Origin of the sequence: Flavobacterium nackdongense (assembly GCF_004355225.1) — a bacterium.
GTDB classification, from domain to species: domain Bacteria; phylum Bacteroidota; class Bacteroidia; order Flavobacteriales; family Flavobacteriaceae; genus Flavobacterium; species Flavobacterium nackdongense.
In genome coordinates, this window is sequence record NZ_CP037933.1 from 24,473 (window position 1) to 43,067 (window position 18,595).

Sequence of the window (18,595 nt, forward strand, 5' to 3'; positions counted from 1 at the left end):
TAATGTATTGATAATAATTTCAAACCGATTACGGGAAACCTCAAAACGAGTAAATTTTTACTAATTTTTTCATTTGATTATTGTTTTAGGTTTTCTATATCTTTCTTGGTTTCCGTCTGGAGTTGATTTGATATAGGTAGGTTATGTAATCGGGGAGTTCTATGAGTGGTAACAGGCCGACGGGTTCTAAAGGCATTGGGTGCAAATTGATTTGTTGGATGTGTTTGCGGAAGGCTATTTCGCCAATCACTCTCATTACCATCCAATCGATGTCTAATTTTAGATTCTCGCATTGTTTTATTTCATTGAAGTTGGGTAGGTACAAGTTGATTTTGAGCTGCTTGGTTGCTATGTTGTAATCTGACAGCGCTATTTGAATTTCGCTGATTTTGATTTCGTAGTTTTCGAAAATAACGGACTTATCAGAACCGTTTTTGTATTCTTCTGTATTTTCAAGGGGTTTTATAAATGCCTGAACTGTAAAGTATTCTAGCGGTGGTGCCTGAGTTTCGAGTGCTATAATTTTTGGGAATAGTTTTCGATAGCCAAAGGCTGTAAAAACTATACTGTATTTGTCTTGATTGTTAGCAGGTTTTGTTATTTCAAAACCTATTCTTTTCGAAATGTTGTTGTATTTTTTTTTGAATTGGGAGTAGATTTCATCCCCATTTATTCCCAAAAAGAACCCATTTATTATTTCTTGTTCGTTTTTTTTGAAGTAGTTCCAGAAGGTAGTGATTTGTTTCATGACTGGTTAATTGGTTAACTGGTTAATTGTTGATGGTTTTTTTATAGGATTGGATCATTGAATTCTCTTAAGTAATCGATTAGATAGCACAGATCTATGGGTTGAGGATTTATGATATCTGCTGTAAATTGTTCGAGCTCAATAAAGTTGATTTCGTTAGCAAAAGCTTTTTCTCCGATAATGTGTTCGATTAGGGTGTATACTGCTTCTCTTAATCGTGGATTGTCTTTGTGAACGATGTAATTTTTGAGGTAAACTCTAAGCCCCAAACGATTTGGGTTATTACAGTTTTCGAGGGGTATGAAATACATTTGACTTATTTTTAAAAAGATACCAAAGTATTCCAATGGTTTGTCGGTGCCTTTTTCGAATTCATCGATGTCTCCAACTGGTTGGAGAAAGGCTGTTATTATCCAGGGTTTTATAGTTGGTGCGTAATGTACCAATAGTTCGACATCTTTGAAAAGATAGGGGTTGCCTTTGGCCGTAATGATCAATTCGGATTTGTCTTTACTGTTTGTTATAATTACGCCAAGATCTTCGTTGTATTCGTATAGGAGTTCGTTTAGTTTCCCGAAGTATTTTTCTCGTTCCTCTTTTGGGATATCGGGCATTAGACGAAAAACAAAATTGTTTTCTTTGAAGTGGTTCCAGAAATTTGCTATTGTTGCGTTCATAGGGTTATCGGTTGTCAGTTATCAGTTATCGGTTAAGAAGTTAGGGTATAATCGGTTAATTGTTCATGGTGCTGCTTGGTGGGAGGAGTAAATGTTGGTTCATTTTGTTGGATGTTTTTCTGTTTTCGGTTCCGGAGTTTGTTTCGTGGATTTTTGGGGTTCTTCTGGGTGTTGAAATGGGGTTTTGTTTTTGGAATAAGTTTCATACGGTAAGGGGTTAATTGGTTAGTTGTTTAACGTTTAGCGTTTGTCTTTGGTGGTTTTGTCGAAGGAGATTAGGTTTACCATGCTTCGGAGGCGTGAACGGACTCGGTTGCCGTATGCCGATTCAATTTCAGTGGCGGAAAGGTTTGTGGTGATGTGGGTTTGGATTTTCTTGGCGATGAAAAGGTCGTATCTGGAGAGTAGGATTTCGGCCATTACATTGCACTCGTTTCCGTAATATTTGATGTTGTTTTCGGTACCCAAATCGTCGAAGCAGATGGTTTTGGGGTCTGGATAGAGTTTGCCTTTACTGTATCGTTGGATAATCTCGTAGCCTTCCTGGATAAATTCGTAGCTGATGTCCCGGCAGGGTTTTATATAGAATTTATGTTCTGTTGAAGTAATGGTTTTCATCAAATTCATAAGGGTTGTTTTGCCGCTGCCTATTGGTCCAGAAAGTAAAACTCCCTTGTTGAGGTCTATGTTTAGTTGAAAACATGCTATTTCATCTTTCAGGAAATAGGCCATGAGTTTATGTATGATGGCGTGATCGGTTTCAAATATTTTGAAATTGTTGCCGTAGATTTCCACGCCTTTTTTTTCAAGCCAGATGATTATTTCTTGGTAGTCGTATTGGGACATAGGGTTATCGGTTGTCGGTTTTGAGTTAGAGGGGTTCGCCATAGTCTTTGTCATTTTCGGTGTTGAGGTGTTTGGCGCGGTCGGGTGGTTTTTCGTAGGATTTGAATTTGATGGCGTTGAGCATCCAGTTTTGGGCTGCAGCTTGCCAGTCGACCATCGGGATTTTGCCACCAACTAACCAGCCAACACTGGAGAAGTAATTGAAAAATTTATTGGCTTCGAGTTCGGGGAAGTTTTGTTGGAGGAAATAAGATTTGACTTCGTCGATGCCTGGATTATTTTCTTTTTCTTTTTTTGCGGAACTTTTTTCTTTTTTTTCTGGCGTCTCGGTTTTTAAAAATTCGTTGTCATTTTCAAAATTTTTTGCTTGCTCTTCCAAGTTTAAAATGTTTTTTATGTTTGAATTGTTTGTAATGTTTGTATTGTTTATATAAGGTACTAGAGCTAGTTCATTACTTGTCTGTTCACTTGTACAACTACTAGTACAAGACTTATTCAATACTTGTTCGTTGACAAGTTCAAAAACAGGTTCATTTTGTGGTATTCCTATTTTTCTGTTTTTGGAAATTGGTTTTAAATCGTTCGAAAAACTGAATAAATAAACGTGGCTTCCTTTGAATGGATTATAAGAAGGCTCATAATTGATATAGCCCAGTGAATGCAAGTTTTTAAGGCACTTGTGATAGGTCGCTCTTGAACTTATTTTGCTGATTCGCATTACCTCATCACGAGAGATGCTGAGTGGGTTTTTGAATCGATTGCAATTCCAGAACTGGAACAATGACATATACAAACTTACGTGTGTTGGATTGAGAGTTTTGTCTGCTGCCACCTTTTCAAAAAACCCAGTTAGATGTGTTATATAATTCATCTTTGAGTTATTTAGAGTTCAATAAATTGGGTATTGCTGCCACTTTATTTGTTAGCAAAACATTTTCTAAATCGCTATTGGCATAGTAAAGTATTCCGCCAATTTTAGTGTAGGATAGCGTTCCATTAATCCGCAGATTTTGCAAGGTACCAGGGGATATATTTAAGAGCTTGCGAACTTCATTGGATTTAAGCCATTGCTTTTGCTGTTGCGGCTTAGAATTAATTAATGTACTTAAATCGGAAAGTAAGAGGGCTCTAAATTCGTTTAAATCCTCTCGAGTGATCACTTCGATTGCCATAATGTTGTGGTTTTAAATGTTTGGGGCAAATAGAAATAATTAAGTAATACCAAAACAGTCACAGGGGTCATATGACCCCTAATGTACCCCCAACAAAATCAGCTAATCGGAGTGAAAAAGTTTTTTAATTATTTATTTTAGATAGCTATTTTGATACATTTATGACTAAATTTGCACAATGAATATCAAATAGGAGGTAACTTCTAAAAATATATTGCGAAAGTTATTTAGGGCATCAGAAAACGACCAAACTTCTTTTAATCAGCCTACGAATAAACTGTTCGCCTTCGCTATGCGTGGGCTCGGTTTATCGTGGCTGTAGGTGCTTGGTCGTACCTCTGATGCTGATGATCGATGTCCCACGCTGTTGCTTGTACCTATACCCAAATAGTTTTATTAGTAATTCATAACTCTATTAATTATGAAAGACGATATTAAATTAAGCCCCGAACTTCAACGATTTATGGAATTGCATTCCATTCCCAATCTCGCAGCATTACTGGAAATTGAGGATGAGAAATTACTTGAAATGGATTTATTTGGATGGCGGTTAATGCGAGAAGTTCTAGTCCTTCGTGAGTTTTAACATTTCTATTACTTTATCATTAACTGCTTCTTTAGTGGAGCTTTCCACATTATGAAATTTTGTTCTTAGACTTTCGACTGCTATATTATCGGTATTCATAGTTTTGAAATTTCTTGCAATAAATCTGATCACATCTGCTTGGATTCTATGGTTTATAATATTGGTTTCTACCAATATTTTAGTAAAGAAACTTAACTGAGCAACTGAAAAACTTGTTAAAAATTTAAAATCCTCTTTTTTGTGAGTAGGTGTCGGAAGTTGATTTGTTTCCTGTTCCACTATTCTATTTAAGTAAACGATTTCTTCTTCAATCCAACCTATAATTTGTTTTTTGATAGGCGGTAAATTTGGTTTGTATTTTACCGTATTTCCACTTTGTTTTTGATTGTAGATTTTAAGTATTCGAAATAAATTGTTAATTTTTTGAGTATTATTTTCTAATAGTTCTAAATCTTGTAATAAATTAGTAGTAAGGTATTTGAACAATTGTAATGAATTAAAATTAAGATAGAAAAGGCAATCCAAAATAGCTACTTCAGTTAATATGTCAGCTTCAATTTGTTTGTGTAATTCTTTGATAATTTTCGCGCAGTAATTAAATTCAACGTAGGTTAATTTCCCTGGAATATTTAAAGTTTCGATTTTTAGTAGCGGTTCATATACTAATTTCAATATTTCAGGATCAATATTACTTTTTAACAAAATTGACTTGACTTCCTCGAGTTTTTTACAAATTTCAAACTCTTTTGCAAATATGGAACCATAAGGGATAGGGGCATTAACGTTGAGGTAATTCTTGTATTCTTTTTCAATAAAACGCTGCAATTTCTGAACATATATGTATGTAATTTTTAAACAGTCTGTTTTATCATAATCATCCGAAAATTGGTAAAGTTTAGAAACTTTTTCCGGGTTTATTTCCTTCACCAAACGTTGGGCAAGATTTTCTAGCGCATATTGTTTTTGATGGATAAACTCTTCACTTTTGATTTTAGAATTTAATTTAAAAATGCGCTCTTTATCTATTTGTTTGATTTTATAATTTTCCTTTTTGAGTGTGTGATAACAATATAAAAAGAAGCGTTGTTCTTGATTTAAATCTTCAATTTCGCAATCCTGAAAGAGATAAACTGTATTTTTATTTTTAGCACACCAACGCCAACTGGCAAGATTATTTGTAAAGTTTAACTCATTTACTATAGCTGGAATATATTGTTCGAATTCTGGAATTGATTCGGATGCTTTAAATTTGAGCTTAGGAACTCTTGGATGTAAGTTGTGAATCGGCTTTCTTACAGCGTATTTAATTTCGTTGTTTCTCAAGCTGAAGTCTACTTGATGAATAAGATAACTCTGTGAAGATGATTTTTTGAGAAAGGGAGCTAAATCGTTACTGAAAATAATCTGTGGATTTTTTATTTCTTTTATTATCCTATCATAGTTTTCTAGTATGTATTTTGCTTTCATACTCGTTTAGCAGCTTACTATTTTGACATCCATTATGATAAAAAAAAGTAGGCTTTCGAAAGCCAGTCGACCTTGTTTAGAAAAGTTTATTTGTACGCTCCTCAAAAGTAATACTTTGATAAAACTGAGTAAGAAAAATATTTTTATGAAGGACCTCAAGTTACAATTCTTTGAATGGATAAAATTGGTTGGTTACTAGTAAGTTAAAACTAATGATGTTTAGTGCTAATTATAGTGTTAAAAATTATAGATTTCAAAATAAATAATAAATGTTAAAAAATAATATGACAAATATCATATTATCCAATTAAGTGATTTTGTCGCCATTTTATAACAAAAAAAAGAACCCACACTGAGGGTTCTTTTACTATAAACAGCGTTTTTTAGTATTTGTTTTGTAGTTTTTTGAAAATGAATATTGAGCAGTACAATTGTAATAAAATATTAGTTTATTTTCTTGACTGGTATTTGAATTTTGAATTTTTCTTTTAAAATCATCATATCGTCACTCACTTTTCTATCCAATACTTTTGCATAATGTTGGGTTGTTCTTAAATTTTTATGACCAAGCATTTTACTTACACTCTCAATTGGAACCCCATTTGTAAGCGTTATAGTGGTTGCAAATGTATGTCGGGCAATGTGGAAGGTTAGTTCCTTTTCAATCTTGCAAATAGCAGCTATTTCTTTTAAATAGGCATTCATTTTTTGGTTTGATAAAATTGGTAGAAGCTTGTCTTGGTTATTGCTTTGTGGATGATCATCATATTTGTCAATAATATTTTGTGTAACCGGAAGGATTGGAATTTTAGAAGCGCTCTCCGTTTTTTGTCTGTGAGTAAATATCCATTTCTCGCCATCAATACCGAAGCTTATATGCGACTTTGTTAAGTTTTTGACATCTATGTAGGCTAATCCGGTAAAGCAGCTAAAAAGGAATATATCGCGTACGAGCGATAATCTATCGTTTTTTAAATCTTTGTTGATTATGTTTTGAATTTCTTCTTTAGATAAATAAACCCTTTCTACTTCCTTTACTTTCGATTTGTAGTTGGCAAATGGATTTTTGTCTAACCAATCATTGGCCAAACAAAGTTTGATTATTTTATTGAAGTTTTTGATGTATTTGACAGCTGTGTTATTGGCGCAGTTCCGCACGCTTCTTAACCAAAATTCATAATCTGTAATAAATGCGTGATCTATCTTTGTAATTTCAATATCAGAGATATTGTATTTCCATTGCATAAATTCAATTGTATGACTCAAAGAAGTTTTGTAACGCTCTAAAGTTCCTGGAGCGTATTCTTTTCCAATCAATTCTTTGATTTTATTGTTGTGGTCTTGGAAGATGGGGATAAGCATTCTTGCTCTTTCATCAACTCCTAGTATTTTGCTTTTAAGTGTTTCAGCTGTTACTGGGATTTTTTTGTGAACTAACTCCATTTGCATATCGATAATTTGAATTCTCAACATATCCAGATGGCTATTTATTGAACGAGCTTCTTCTGAATTGCCTTTCATTTTGCCTGCATCTGTCGACCATTTGGATATTTCTACAAATCTGTTGGAGCTTAATTCAATTCTTTTTCCATTGATTGTGATACGTGTGTATATAGGTACTAAACCGTTTACACTTGCTTTTGCTCTCTTTGCGTAAAAGAGAATTGATACTTTTGTTTTCATCGTGGTAACCTTTTAGTTGTTATTAAATTTAATTCTAATAATACTAACACACAAGATGTACAATTTTTAAATTGGTTGTTGAACTGGTTGTAATGCCTTGTGAATGCTAGGTTGAGATGAAAATCGGTTACCCTAATTTCGGATAGTTTAGGGTAACCGATTTTATCCCTTTCAGTTCACGCATTAATGAATAATTTGATAGTGTGGGAAAAGAAAAAACCCTTTAAATCATACGATTCAAAGGGTTTTAATTCAATTTGTATTTCTACTGGCGGAGAAAGAGGGATTCGAACCCCCGGACCTGTTACAGTCAACAGTTTTCAAGACTGCCGCAATCGACCACTCTGCCATTTCTCCAATAAGTCGGACATCAATTTCTCAATGCGGTTGCAAATATAAGAACCTTTTTTTGTTTTACAAAAACTATTTTTATAAAAAATAGGCAATTTTTTGACCTTTATTTTAATCCTTTCATTTCCTTGAAGTTAATCTGAAGGAATCCCAAAATACAAGCCTCAAATACTATTAATAAGGAACGTATTCTTTGATTTCTAAGCCATATCCTATCATTCCAACCCGTTTGGTTTGCTCTGTATTCGATAGTAAACGGATTTTAGAGATGTCGATATCGTGCAAAATTTGTGCACCAATTCCAAAATCGCGATTGTCCATTTTGATTTGTGGCGCTTTGAACACGCCTTTGCTTTGCAATTCTTTCAATTCGACAATGCGATGCAACAAATCACCTGATTGTGATTCCTGATTGATAAATAGCACCGCCCCTTTGCCTTCAGCATTAATTAATTCGAATAGATCACATAACTTTTTGTTGGCGTCATTCGTTAAGGTTCCCAAAATATCATTATTGATGAGTGTTGCATTGATTCGAGTCAATACCGCTTCTCCTATATTCCACGTGCCTTTAGTCAGGGCAATATGCACACGATTATTGGTGGTTTGTAAATAAGCTCTCAGTCTAAAGGTGCCAAAACGGGTGTCAATGTCAAAGTCTTCTTTCTTTACGATCAAACTGTCGTGTTGCATTCTGTAAGCCACTAAATCTTCTATTGAAACCAATTTTAAATTAAACTTTTTGGCTACTTCATACAATTCTGGTAAGCGAGCCATAGACCCGTCCTCGTTCATTATTTCGACAATAATACCTGCTGGTTTAAAACCGGCTAATCGCGCAAAATCAATGGCGGCCTCTGTATGTCCGGTTCGTCTTAAAACCCCACCTTGTTTGGCTATCAAAGGAAAAATATGACCCGGACGACCCAAATCGTGTGGTTTTGTAGTAGGGTCAACTAAGGATAAAACAGTTTTCGCCCGGTCTGAGGCTGAAATTCCGGTGGTAACTCCATTACCTCTCAAATCTACCGATACCGTAAAGGCGGTTTCCATAGGATCGGTATTATTTTGAACCATCGAATGCAACCCTAATTCTTTACATCGGTTTTCGGTCAGGGGAGTACAAATAAGCCCACGGCCGTGTGTAGCCATAAAGTTGATCATCTCGGGAGTCACTTTTTCTGCTGCAGCTAGAAAATCGCCCTCGTTTTCGCGGCCTTCATCATCAACTACGATAATCACTTTTCCTTGTCGAATGTCTTCGATGGCCTCTTCAATCGTGTTCAGTTTTATTTTAGTAGTTACCATATATTGGTTATCAATTTTTGAAATAATTAATTTTAAGTGCCCCCTTTTTGGCGGTATTATTTTTCTTTTTTAGGATAGCGTCCAAAGTTTGTAAAGTATCGTTGTGCTTTATTTTGGAGGTGGAAATACTTTTTGAAATAACTTTTGAAAGGGAGCCATAAAAATATCCATATTGATTAATCCAATATCGTTGGTAGCCCGATAAGTCAATAAAATTGCCAATGGCGACAGGATTAATGAGGACATCCAGGCTCCTAATACTGGGGATAATCCATTTTCTTGCGAAATTCTTTTACCAAAAGTATTGATGAAATGAAAGGAAATAAAGATCAATACAGCAAATACGATAGGTAATCCAAGACCTCCTTTTCGGATGATTGCCCCTAAGGGTGCGCCGATGAAAAACATTAAAAAACAAGCAAATGCAATCACAAATTTATCATAGAAAGCTAAAATATGTCCGTTGATATTTTTCTGTTTGGATTCTAATTCGGCATTGGTTCCGCTTATCGAAAGCAAATTGTTATCAATAGTATTACTCGCATAATTTAAGACATTCAACTTTTTATCGTTAGGATACATCGAAAGTAAATTGTTAGGCAAAGTCTTTTTTCTCTTGATTTGAGTCGATAATTTTGGTCCCCTTGGTATGCCAATGCGTTGATTGATGTTTTCGGAAAAGGAAACAATTTCTGTATTTTTATTTTTGTGCAATGAATCTAAAGTATAGTTCAACTCGCTTAAATTAAGCATTGTATTGGTATTGGAAACACTCACGTCGTTGACATCCACTTTGTTCAATTTTGATAAATCGATGTTAATGTTGTATTTTTTGAAAGAACTTTTTGCAAAAGGAACTTTGCTTCGGTCTTCATATTTTTTGGGAATAATATCTTCGTAGTAATAACCATCATTCAAAACCATTTGAAGTGTGTTCGATTGTTCGCTGCTAATTAACAAACCGTTTTTGGCCTTGATAACCGTTTTGTTGCCTTCGCCAACAGCCGATTTTTTGTGAATGGTAATCCCTGTCAAAGTGTTTCCATTGACTCCCGATTTTTTGTTCACTTTAATAGAATAGAGTCCCACATTGCTAAATTGCCCCTCAGCGATGGCTAATGCGGGCTTTAGTTGGGCAATATTTCTTCTGAAATTGATGAACTTATATTCGGCATACGGAATGACATTGTTGGCAAATAAAAAGGCAATAACACTCAAAATCGAGATAAAAATGATGAGACTTTTCATCGCTCTTTGTAGTGAAATCCCCGCCGATTTCATAGCGGCAAATTCATAGTTTTCGGCCAAATTTCCAAAAGTCATTATCGATGCCAATAGTACTGATAATGGTAAAACTAGTGGAATAATTCGCGGCATAGCAAATAATAAAAATTTGATTACCATCGACAAATCCAAGTCTTTTCCGGCTAATTCGGCAATAAATAACCAGACTGATTGCAGTATAAATATAAAAAACAAGATAATAAATACCGTGAAAAAGGTACTCAAAAAAGTTTTTAATAAGTATTTGTCGAGAATCTTCACCTAGATTTAATCTATTTTATTGATGTAGTAATTGGGGTATTTACTCGCAACAAAGGTAAATTGATTTTTTGACAAAGGTTGGTTGGTTTTAAAAGAATTAACAGTCAAGGTCGTTTTAGTCCCATTTTTTCCTGTTTCAATCAAATTATAAATGTGTTTGGTTTGAACATCAATGCCCAACAAGATTTCTTTTCTTTGATCTTTGAGGTTCGTTGGAATGAGCTTCACGTATTGAATCTTTCTACCTTTGATATCTTCAATTTTGTGCATCGAATATTTGTATCCAGAATTAAAAAAGGTCAGCATTTTATTGGGAGTAATCGCGCTGTTGTCGTTTTCATTTACCGAGGAAATGGTCACCTCTTCGTCTTCAGGAACAATAGTATAGGACTTTTTGCCGTCGAATATTTTGGTGACACCCATAAAATTCAAAACATATTGATTCCCTTTCATAGTCACATTTCCTTTACTATCCTGATTGATTTTTTCTTTGGTATTGTTCAGGCTGTATTTAAAATCAATTACGATATTGTCATAACTTTTTATAATAGATGTTACTTTGTTCAGAAGGTCTTTGGCCTTTTCGTCTTGCGCTTGAACTGAAAAACAGAGTAATAGGACAGTAATTTGAAAAAACTTTTGCATTGATTTTTTAATTTTGTTCATTATTGAAAAATTGTTCTAGAGCACTCATATCCAGAATGTTTACATTTCTGGCTTTACTACCCTCGAATGGACCGACAATTCCTGCAGCTTCTAATTGATCAATCAATCGGCCAGCTCGGTTGTAACCCAATTTGAGTTTTCGTTGTAGCAAAGAGGCAGAACCTTGTTGCGCCATAACAATAATTTCGGCCGCTTCTCTGAATAATGAATCTCTTTCAGAAATATCCATATCAAGATTAATGCCACTTTCTTCGCCCACAAACTCAGGAAGTAAATACGCAGTGGAGTAGGCCTTTTGAGAACCAATAAAATCCACAATTTTTTCTACTTCGGGAGTGTCAACAAAAGCACATTGCACCCGAACGACATCATTTCCGTTGTGATACAACATATCTCCACGTCCAATCAACTGATCTGCTCCTTGAGAGTCTAAAATAGTTCTGGAATCAATCTTTGACGACACTCTAAACGCAATTCTAGCGGGGAAATTGGCTTTGATTAAACCTGTAATAACATTTACTGAAGGCCGTTGCGTGGCAATGATCAAATGAATTCCGATAGCTCTGGCCAATTGCGCCAATCGTGCAATAGGAACTTCGACTTCTTTGCCCGCGGTCATAATCAAATCGGCAAACTCATCGACAACCAAAACTATATACGGCAAAAATCGGTGACCATTTTCTGGATTTAATTTTCTGGATTTGAATTTTTCGTTGTATTCCTTGATGTTTCGCACCATCGCATCCTTCAACAACGAATAGCGGTTGTCCATTTCTACACAAAGAGAGTTCAAGGTATTGACAACCTTGGCGTTATCGGTAATAATGGCATCATCAGAATCGGGCAACATAGCCAAATAATGTCTTTCGATTTTGTTGAAAAGTGTTAATTCCACTTTTTTAGGATCGACCAAAACAAACTTGATTTCGGCAGGATGTTTTTTGTACAATAAGGAAGTGATTACGGCATTCAATCCTACCGATTTTCCTTGTCCTGTAGCACCAGCCATCAATAAGTGTGGCATTTTGGCCAAATCGACTACGAAAGTTTCGTTCGAAATGGTTTTTCCCAAAGCAATCGGCAATTCCATTTCTGCTTCCTGAAATTTAGCCGAACCAATCACACTTTTCATCGAAACCATAGTGGGGTTCTTGTTCGGTACTTCGATACCAATGGTTCCTTTTCCAGGAATAGGAGCGATAATACGAATGCCTAGTGCGGAAAGTGACAGTGCAATATCGTCTTCTAAACTCTTGATTTTCGATATTCGAATACCGGCTTCGGGTACAATTTCATATAAGGTCACCGAGGGACCAACCGTCGCTTTGATCTGGGCAATTTCTATTTTGTAATTGCGAAGAGTTTCTACAATTCTATTTTTATTTTCCTCTAATTCTTCTTGATTGATCGTAATTCCGCCACTCGAATATTCTTTCAGTAAATCGATAGTGGGGTATTTATAGTTGGATAAATCCAAAGTAGGATCGAATAATCCAAAATCGGCAACCAATTTCGAAGCCAAATTTTCTTCGATGATATCTTCTTCGGGTGCTTTTTCAATTACAAAATGATCGTCATCCGTATGGATAATTTCGGGAGCAATATAAGGCGGAGGAATAGCAGCTTTCGGACTTGGTTTTAATGTAATTTCCGAAGGATTACTGATAGTTGGTTTTAATTCTTCTTTGTTGATTTCAAACTTCGAAGAGGTTGTTTTGAGTTCTATTCCTTCTAACTCATCGTCATATTCTGTGTCTTCAACAGCATATTCTTCTAAATTATAAGCGCTGACCGCAGCATTGGCAGTGGTAGCCGAATTTAAATCGCCTCTAATTTCTTTTTTGGTACTTTCGAAAAATGATTTTATTTTTTCGGGAGATACCTTGATTTTGAAAATAAGGTAAATAATAAGCCCAAAGACTAAGGCTAGTAAAGTTCCTGTTTTGCCGAGATAATCTTGTGAAAACAGGTTCAATTCGTAACCAATAATGCCGCCCAAGTCAGGCATTGAGGTAGCGAAAAATCCAAATAAAACAGATAAAATAATGATCACAAATAAATCCCAAAACCAAATCTTTTTGAGTTTTTTTATTGGGATTTCGAGGATCAAATATACTCCAGTAAGGAAAAATAAGCGGACAAAAATAAAGGAAGCAATCCCAAATCCTTTGTAAACCATCAAATCGGCTAAGAAAGCTCCAAATTTTCCCAACCAATTTTGAACGGGTTCGGCTCTGTCCGAAAACTGATTGACGGCGCTTTGATCGACTTGTCCGTAGATATAATAGGAAATGAAAGCTAAGAGTAAGGCAATGGAAAACAAAACTAGAAGCGCTCCCAAAACAATTTTGTTTTGCTTTGAGAATGCCCAGGGTTTTTTTGTCACAGAATTTGGATCAGATTTTTTTTCTGGAGTAACTGTTTTTGTTGTTTTTGCCATACTTGGTTGAACTATTTTCTATAAAAATTTTGGAACATAAATTATTAATCCAATTGCAATTGCGGTTAGGGCAGCGAAAAATACTGCACCGGCGGCAATGTCTTTGATAAATCCAATTCTTTGGTGATAATTAGGATGAATAAAGTCGGCGATTTTTTCGACAGCAGTGTTGATGCCTTCTACACTCATTACTAAACCAATGGCTAAGGTTTGGAAAAGCCATTCGGTGGTACTGATATGCATAAAAAATCCAACTATTGATACGAATATACCAATACAAAACTGAACCATAATACTGTGTTCGGTGGTAATCAATTTTATAGCACCTTTTACAGCAAATGAAACACTTTTTAATCTTCCGCTAATGAAAGAATTGTCTTTCTGAAATTCCATCCAATTAAAGAACTGCTAAGGCAGCTTCATAATTTGGTTCGTTGGCAATTTCTGGAACTTGTTCGGTATAGACAACAGATCCATTGGCGTCTACGACTATGATACATCTTGAATGTAATCCTGCCAAAACACCATCAGCAATTTCTAAACCATTGGTTTTGCCAAAACTTCCGTCTTTGAAATCAGATAAATTCACCACATTTTCGATTCCTTCAGCGCCACAAAAACGTTTTTGAGCAAAAGGTAAATCTCTTGAAATACACAATACTTTGGTGTTTTCTAATTGAGCAGCGGTAGCATTAAAAGTTCTTACCGATGTAGCGCAAGTCCCGGTATCAATGCTTGGGAAAATATTTAGAACCAATTTCGAACCTGCAAAATCACTCAAGGAAGCGATAGAAAGATCGTTTTTTACTAATTTGAAATCGGCTAATTTTGTGCCAACTTTTGGTAATTCACCTGAAGTGTGGATTGGATTTCCACCTAATGTAATAGAAGCCATAATTATTGTTATTTAGTGAGGTTCAAAAGTATGAAAATTTATTTACGATTGTATGAATTTCGGCTTATGATTTGCGAATTAATTAAAAAAAAACGCTCTCATTGCTGAAAGCGTTTTTAAGTAGTATGATTTGAATCTCGAAACAAAAGAGACAACAAAAGGCGCGTTCTACTTATCGATCGAACCTAAAACACGTTGCATAAACGCATTCAATGCTTCTTTTTTGTCCATTCCATCTTTTGTCATTTTGTGCACCTCGAGTGCGCCGTACATATTCGAAATTAATTCACCAATAACATCCAATTCTTCATCTTTCAAAGAAGAAACTTCGGTCAGAGCTTCCAAAACTTCGATCGTTTCTACGACATAATCTTGATCATTTTCTTCAATAAATTGAGACAAATGTTTGATAATCGGGAGTTTCATTTATTGTTTCTTGTTTGTTGTTTATAGTTTGTTGTTTTTGGATTTGAGTTTTTATTACTATTCAACAATAAACCCTAAACCACGAACATTTAATTGATTTCGTTGACCAATTCAGCTAGAACTTCGCCTTTATTGGTTTGGGTTTCGTTGATTAATTTTCCGTTGACAAAAGTAGCAAAAGTAGGCAAGTTGCTTACGTTGGCCAATTTTCTGGACTCTGGAGAATTTTCAGCATCGACCAAAACAAAAGTTAAGTGCTCGTTTTCGGAAGCCATCTTTTTGAATTTTGGTTTAATAATTCTGCAATTTCCGCACCAAGAAGCCGAAAATTGAACGATTACTTTTTCGTTTTGCGAAACTAAATCTTGTAAGGTATCTTCGTTTAATTCGATTAACATAGTTTTTAGTTTAAATTCCAATACTTTAAATTCCAAATTCCAAACTAATGGAGTAGGAATTTAGTATTCTTAAAGCTTGAAAGATTAATAATTGTGGAAGTAAACTCCAAATCCCAGAATTGGAATTTGGAATTTTAAAATTTGGAATTTAGTTTAAGCTTAGGTATTCTGCAGTACTTTTTCTGTCAGCACTCATCGCCTCTTTTCCTTCTTCCCAGTTGGCAGGACATACTTCACCTTTGGTTTGAACGTGTGTGTAAGCGTCGATCAAACGTAAATATTCGTTTACGTTACGACCTAGTGGCATATCATTGACACTTTCGTGGAAAATTTTACCCTCTTCGTCTACTAAATAAGTAGCTCTGTAAGGTACGTTTGAACCCACCAATAATTCGCCGTCAAAGGCTTCGTCGTATTCCATTTCGATATCTAAAATACCTAATTCTGCAGCTAAATTTCTTGTGGTGTCGGCAAGGATAGGGTAAGTAACACCTTCGATTCCACCGTTGTTTTTTGGAGTATTCAACCAAGCGAAGTGCACTTCATTGGTATCGCAAGAAGCACCAATTACGATAGTATTTCTTTTTTTGAATTCACCTAAAGCAGCTTGAAAAGCGTGTAATTCTGTTGGACAAACGAAAGTAAAATCTTTTGGATACCAAAATAATAAGACTTTTTGATTGTTTTTTGTAGCTTCTTCAAGTACGTTGATTCTTAAGTTATCACCCATTTCAGAAATGGCGTCTACAGTAATGTTTGGGAATTTTTTTCCTACTAATGACATAATTATATGATTTTAATTTTAAATTTTTTGCAAAATTAGTACTTAAGATCTTATGTTTCTGATAGGCTTGTCGTATTTTTTATTATTCTACCATAGAGTAAATTTATGCGGTGCAGCTAAAGCATTGGGGAAAGTAGTACCTTATTCATTATTAGTGAATTGGGTAAAATATTTTTAATACAGCTATAGTTTTTTTTTATGTAATTTAAGACTAAACAGCTTTTTTTTTGGTAAATTTACTTTCAAATCAAATTACTTAAATTATGGAAAATAACGCAAATTCTAGTAAAGCATCCTACAACATTAACGAAGGCAGTAAATGTCCTTTTTCTGGAGGTACTGCATCGAAACACAGTGCCGGAAACGGAACAAAAAATGTTGATTGGTGGCCGAATCAATTAAAATTGAATATTCTGAGACAGAATTCATCGCTCTCCAACCCGATGGGAGACTCGTTTGATTATGCCTCCGAATTTAAATCACTGGATTTATCTGAACTGAAGAAAGATATTCTGGATTTAATGACCACTTCACAAGATTGGTGGCCTGCGGATTATGGCAGTTACGCTGGATTTTTCATCCGGATGGCCTGGCATAGTGCCGGTACGTATAGAACCGCAGATGGTCGTGGAGGTGCTGGCTCAGGAACGCAACGATTTGCTCCTTTAAACAGTTGGCCCGACAACGGAAATCTGGATAAAGCACGATTGTTATTATGGCCCATAAAACAAAAATATGGTAGAAAAATTTCTTGGGCGGATTTGATGATTCTGGCCGGAAACTGTGGCTTAGAATCGTCCGGTTTTAAGACGTATGGTTTTGCAGGCGGAAGAACCGATGTGTGGGAGCCAGAGGAAGATATTTATTGGGGTTCGGAGAAAGAATGGTTGGATGATAAAAGGTATTCGGGTGATAGAGAATTAGAAAATCCGTTGGCAGCGGTTCAAATGGGATTGATATATGTAAATCCAGAAGGGCCGAACGGAAATCCTGATCCGCTTTTAGCGGCAATCGATATTCGAGAAACTTTTGCCAGAATGGCTATGAATGATGAAGAAACGGTTGCGCTTATCGCGGGTGGTCATACTTTAGGTAAGACTCACGGTGCCGCCGATCCTAATAAATATGTTGGTGCCGAGCCTGCGGCTGCTGGAATCGAAGAACAAAGTAAAGGTTGGAAAAATACTTTTGGCACAGGAAATGCGGGAGACACGATAACCAGCGGTTTAGAAGGCGCCTGGACAACAACCCCAACGCAATGGAGTAATAATTATTTTGAAAATTTATTTGGTTTTGACTGGGAATTGTTCAAAAGTCCTGCTGGCGCGCATCAATGGAGACCAGCAAATGGTGCCGGAAAAGGAATCGTTCCTGATGCCTTTGATCCATCTAAAAGTCATACTCCCGTAATGTTGACAACTGATTTGTCATTGCGATTTGACCCAGCTTACGAAAAAATTTCAAGACGATTCCTTGAAAATCCAGCCGAATTCGACGCTGCTTTTGCAAAGGCTTGGTTTAAATTGACACATCGTGATATGGGGCCAAAAGCATTATATTTAGGGGCTGAAATTCCCAAAGAAGATTTAATTTGGCAGGATCCAATTCCACAAGCCTCCTACAAAACTATCGAAAGTGCTGATATCGCATTTTTAAGAGAAAAAATTCAAACATCGGGCTTGTCTGTGGCACAATTGGTCTCAACTGCTTGGGCATCTGCATCTACTTTCCGAGGCTCGGATAAACGAGGTGGAGCCAATGGCGGCCGACTGCGATTAGCGCCTCAAAAAGATTGGCAAGTCAATAATCCTAAACAATTGGCTCAAGTGTTAGCAGTTTATGAAAGTATTCAAGAAGCTTTCAATGCGGCGCATTCTGATAAAAAAGTATCAATGGCTGATTTAATTGTTTTGGGAGGAAATGTGGGAATCGAGAAAGCGGCTAAAAATGCGGGTCAAATCGTTGTTGTTCCCTTTACAGCCGGCAGAACGGATGCTTCACAAGAGCAAACTGATGTCGATTCGTTTCAATTTTTAGCACCTATGGCCGACGGTTTTCGTAATTATTCCAAAACCAAATTCGTTGTCGCTGCCGAAGAAATGTTGATTGATAAAGCGCAGTTGCTTACATTGACTGCTCCCGAAATGACAGTTCTAATTGGAGGTATGCGCGTCTTGAATACCAATTTCGATCAATCACAGAATGGTGTTTTTACGAGACATCCTGAATCATTGACCAATGACTTTTTTGTCAATTTATTGGATTTATCAACTACTTGGAAAGCCGTTTCAGAAGCTGACGATGCTTTTATTGGAACGGATAGAAATTCAGGTTCCATCAAATGGTTTGGAACACGAGTGGATTTGATTTTTGGCTCCAATACAGAATTAAGAGCCATAGCTGAAGTTTATGCATCAAACGATTCGAAAGAAAAATTTGTACAAGACTTTATTGCAGCTTGGAATAAAGTGATGAACTTGGATCGTTTTGACTTGTTGTCCTAAACTCCTAATGTAAGAAATGACAAAAGGTGGTTTGTGATCAAACCACCTTTTTTTATGTTGTATTGGCACCAAGAACGATGTTTCTTCCTTCGATCATTG

18 protein-coding genes and 1 tRNA gene are annotated in these 18,595 nt (G+C 35.8%); 2 read left to right on the forward strand and 17 right to left on the reverse strand.

Annotated elements, in window-relative coordinates; translation table 11 throughout:
• Positions 1-94 precede the first annotated feature (94 nt).
• From E1750_RS00115 to E1750_RS00135, 5 genes are all read right to left on the reverse strand, one after another.
• Complete coding sequence (locus E1750_RS00115; protein ID WP_133274805.1) at positions 95-748, reverse strand: hypothetical protein; 654 nt, start codon at positions 746-748, stop codon at positions 95-97.
• Positions 749-789: 41 nt separating this feature from the next.
• A complete protein-coding gene (locus tag E1750_RS00120) occupies positions 790-1,425 on the reverse strand; it encodes a hypothetical protein (RefSeq protein WP_133274806.1) in 636 nt (211 codons plus the stop codon).
• A gap of 240 nt (positions 1,426-1,665) precedes the next feature.
• On the reverse strand, positions 1,666-2,313 hold the full coding sequence (locus E1750_RS00125) for an ATP-binding protein (protein WP_165697984.1): 648 nt from the start codon (positions 2,311-2,313) through the stop codon (positions 1,666-1,668).
• Positions 2,297-3,142 (reverse strand): transcriptional regulator, encoded by an 846-nt coding sequence (locus tag E1750_RS00130; RefSeq protein WP_133274807.1) that lies wholly within the window; start codon positions 3,140-3,142, stop codon positions 2,297-2,299. Before E1750_RS00130 ends, E1750_RS00125 begins: the two co-directional genes overlap by 17 nt.
• 7 nt (positions 3,143-3,149) lie before the next feature.
• On the reverse strand, positions 3,150-3,443 hold the full coding sequence (locus tag E1750_RS00135; protein WP_133274808.1) for a helix-turn-helix domain-containing protein: 294 nt from the start codon (positions 3,441-3,443) through the stop codon (positions 3,150-3,152).
• A gap of 421 nt (positions 3,444-3,864) precedes the next feature.
• On the opposite strand from E1750_RS00135, the gene E1750_RS17675 reads away from it, so the two are divergent.
• A complete protein-coding gene (locus tag E1750_RS17675; RefSeq protein ID WP_165697985.1) occupies positions 3,865-4,029 on the forward strand; it encodes a hypothetical protein in 165 nt (54 codons plus the stop codon).
• On the opposite strand, the gene E1750_RS00140 is transcribed toward E1750_RS17675, so the two are convergent.
• The 12 genes from E1750_RS00140 to E1750_RS00195 all read right to left on the reverse strand — a co-directional run bounded on the left by E1750_RS00140 (position 4,009) and on the right by E1750_RS00195 (position 15,992).
• Positions 4,009-5,496, reverse strand: a complete 1,488-nt coding sequence (locus E1750_RS00140; protein WP_133274809.1) for a hypothetical protein — start codon at positions 5,494-5,496, stop codon at positions 4,009-4,011. The genes E1750_RS17675 and E1750_RS00140 overlap by 21 nt on opposite strands.
• A 444-nt stretch (positions 5,497-5,940) precedes the next feature.
• Complete coding sequence (locus tag E1750_RS00145; protein WP_133274810.1) at positions 5,941-7,179, reverse strand: site-specific integrase; 1,239 nt, start codon at positions 7,177-7,179, stop codon at positions 5,941-5,943.
• Between the two features lie 269 nt (positions 7,180-7,448).
• Positions 7,449-7,536 (reverse strand) — tRNA-Ser (locus E1750_RS00150).
• A gap of 168 nt (positions 7,537-7,704) precedes the next feature.
• Positions 7,705-8,838, reverse strand: a complete 1,134-nt coding sequence (gene ribB, locus E1750_RS00155) for a 3,4-dihydroxy-2-butanone-4-phosphate synthase (RefSeq protein WP_133274811.1) — start codon at positions 8,836-8,838, stop codon at positions 7,705-7,707.
• A gap of 108 nt (positions 8,839-8,946) precedes the next feature.
• A complete protein-coding gene (locus tag E1750_RS00160) occupies positions 8,947-10,383 on the reverse strand; it encodes an LptF/LptG family permease (protein ID WP_133274812.1) in 1,437 nt (478 codons plus the stop codon).
• A 6-nt stretch (positions 10,384-10,389) separates the two neighbouring features.
• Positions 10,390-11,028, reverse strand: coding sequence for a LolA family protein (locus E1750_RS00165; protein WP_133274813.1), 639 nt, complete (start codon positions 11,026-11,028; stop codon positions 10,390-10,392).
• A 7-nt stretch (positions 11,029-11,035) separates the two neighbouring features.
• Positions 11,036-13,489: a DNA translocase FtsK gene (locus E1750_RS00170; RefSeq protein WP_133274814.1), complete on the reverse strand. Its 2,454-nt coding sequence runs from the start codon at positions 13,487-13,489 to the stop codon at positions 11,036-11,038.
• 18 nt (positions 13,490-13,507) lie between these two features.
• Entirely contained in the window at positions 13,508-13,882 is a 375-nt protein-coding gene (locus E1750_RS00175; RefSeq protein ID WP_133274815.1) for a diacylglycerol kinase, read from the reverse strand.
• 4 nt (positions 13,883-13,886) lie between these two features.
• Positions 13,887-14,384, reverse strand: coding sequence for a thiol peroxidase (gene tpx / locus E1750_RS00180; RefSeq protein WP_133274816.1), 498 nt, complete (start codon positions 14,382-14,384; stop codon positions 13,887-13,889).
• A 168-nt stretch (positions 14,385-14,552) separates the two neighbouring features.
• The gene (locus E1750_RS00185; RefSeq protein WP_133274817.1) at positions 14,553-14,810 is read right to left on the reverse strand and encodes a DUF6952 family protein; all 258 of its coding nucleotides are present in this window, start codon (positions 14,808-14,810) and stop codon (positions 14,553-14,555) included.
• An 89-nt stretch (positions 14,811-14,899) separates the two neighbouring features.
• Positions 14,900-15,208, reverse strand: a complete 309-nt coding sequence (locus E1750_RS00190; RefSeq protein WP_133274818.1) for a thioredoxin family protein — start codon at positions 15,206-15,208, stop codon at positions 14,900-14,902.
• Positions 15,209-15,356: 148 nt separating this feature from the next.
• On the reverse strand, positions 15,357-15,992 hold the full coding sequence (locus tag E1750_RS00195; protein WP_133274819.1) for a peroxiredoxin: 636 nt from the start codon (positions 15,990-15,992) through the stop codon (positions 15,357-15,359).
• A gap of 263 nt (positions 15,993-16,255) precedes the next feature.
• Between E1750_RS00195 and katG the strand changes: the two genes are divergently transcribed.
• Complete coding sequence (gene katG, locus E1750_RS00200; protein ID WP_133274820.1) at positions 16,256-18,496, forward strand: catalase/peroxidase HPI; 2,241 nt, start codon at positions 16,256-16,258, stop codon at positions 18,494-18,496.
• Positions 18,497-18,595: the final 99 nt, after the last annotated feature.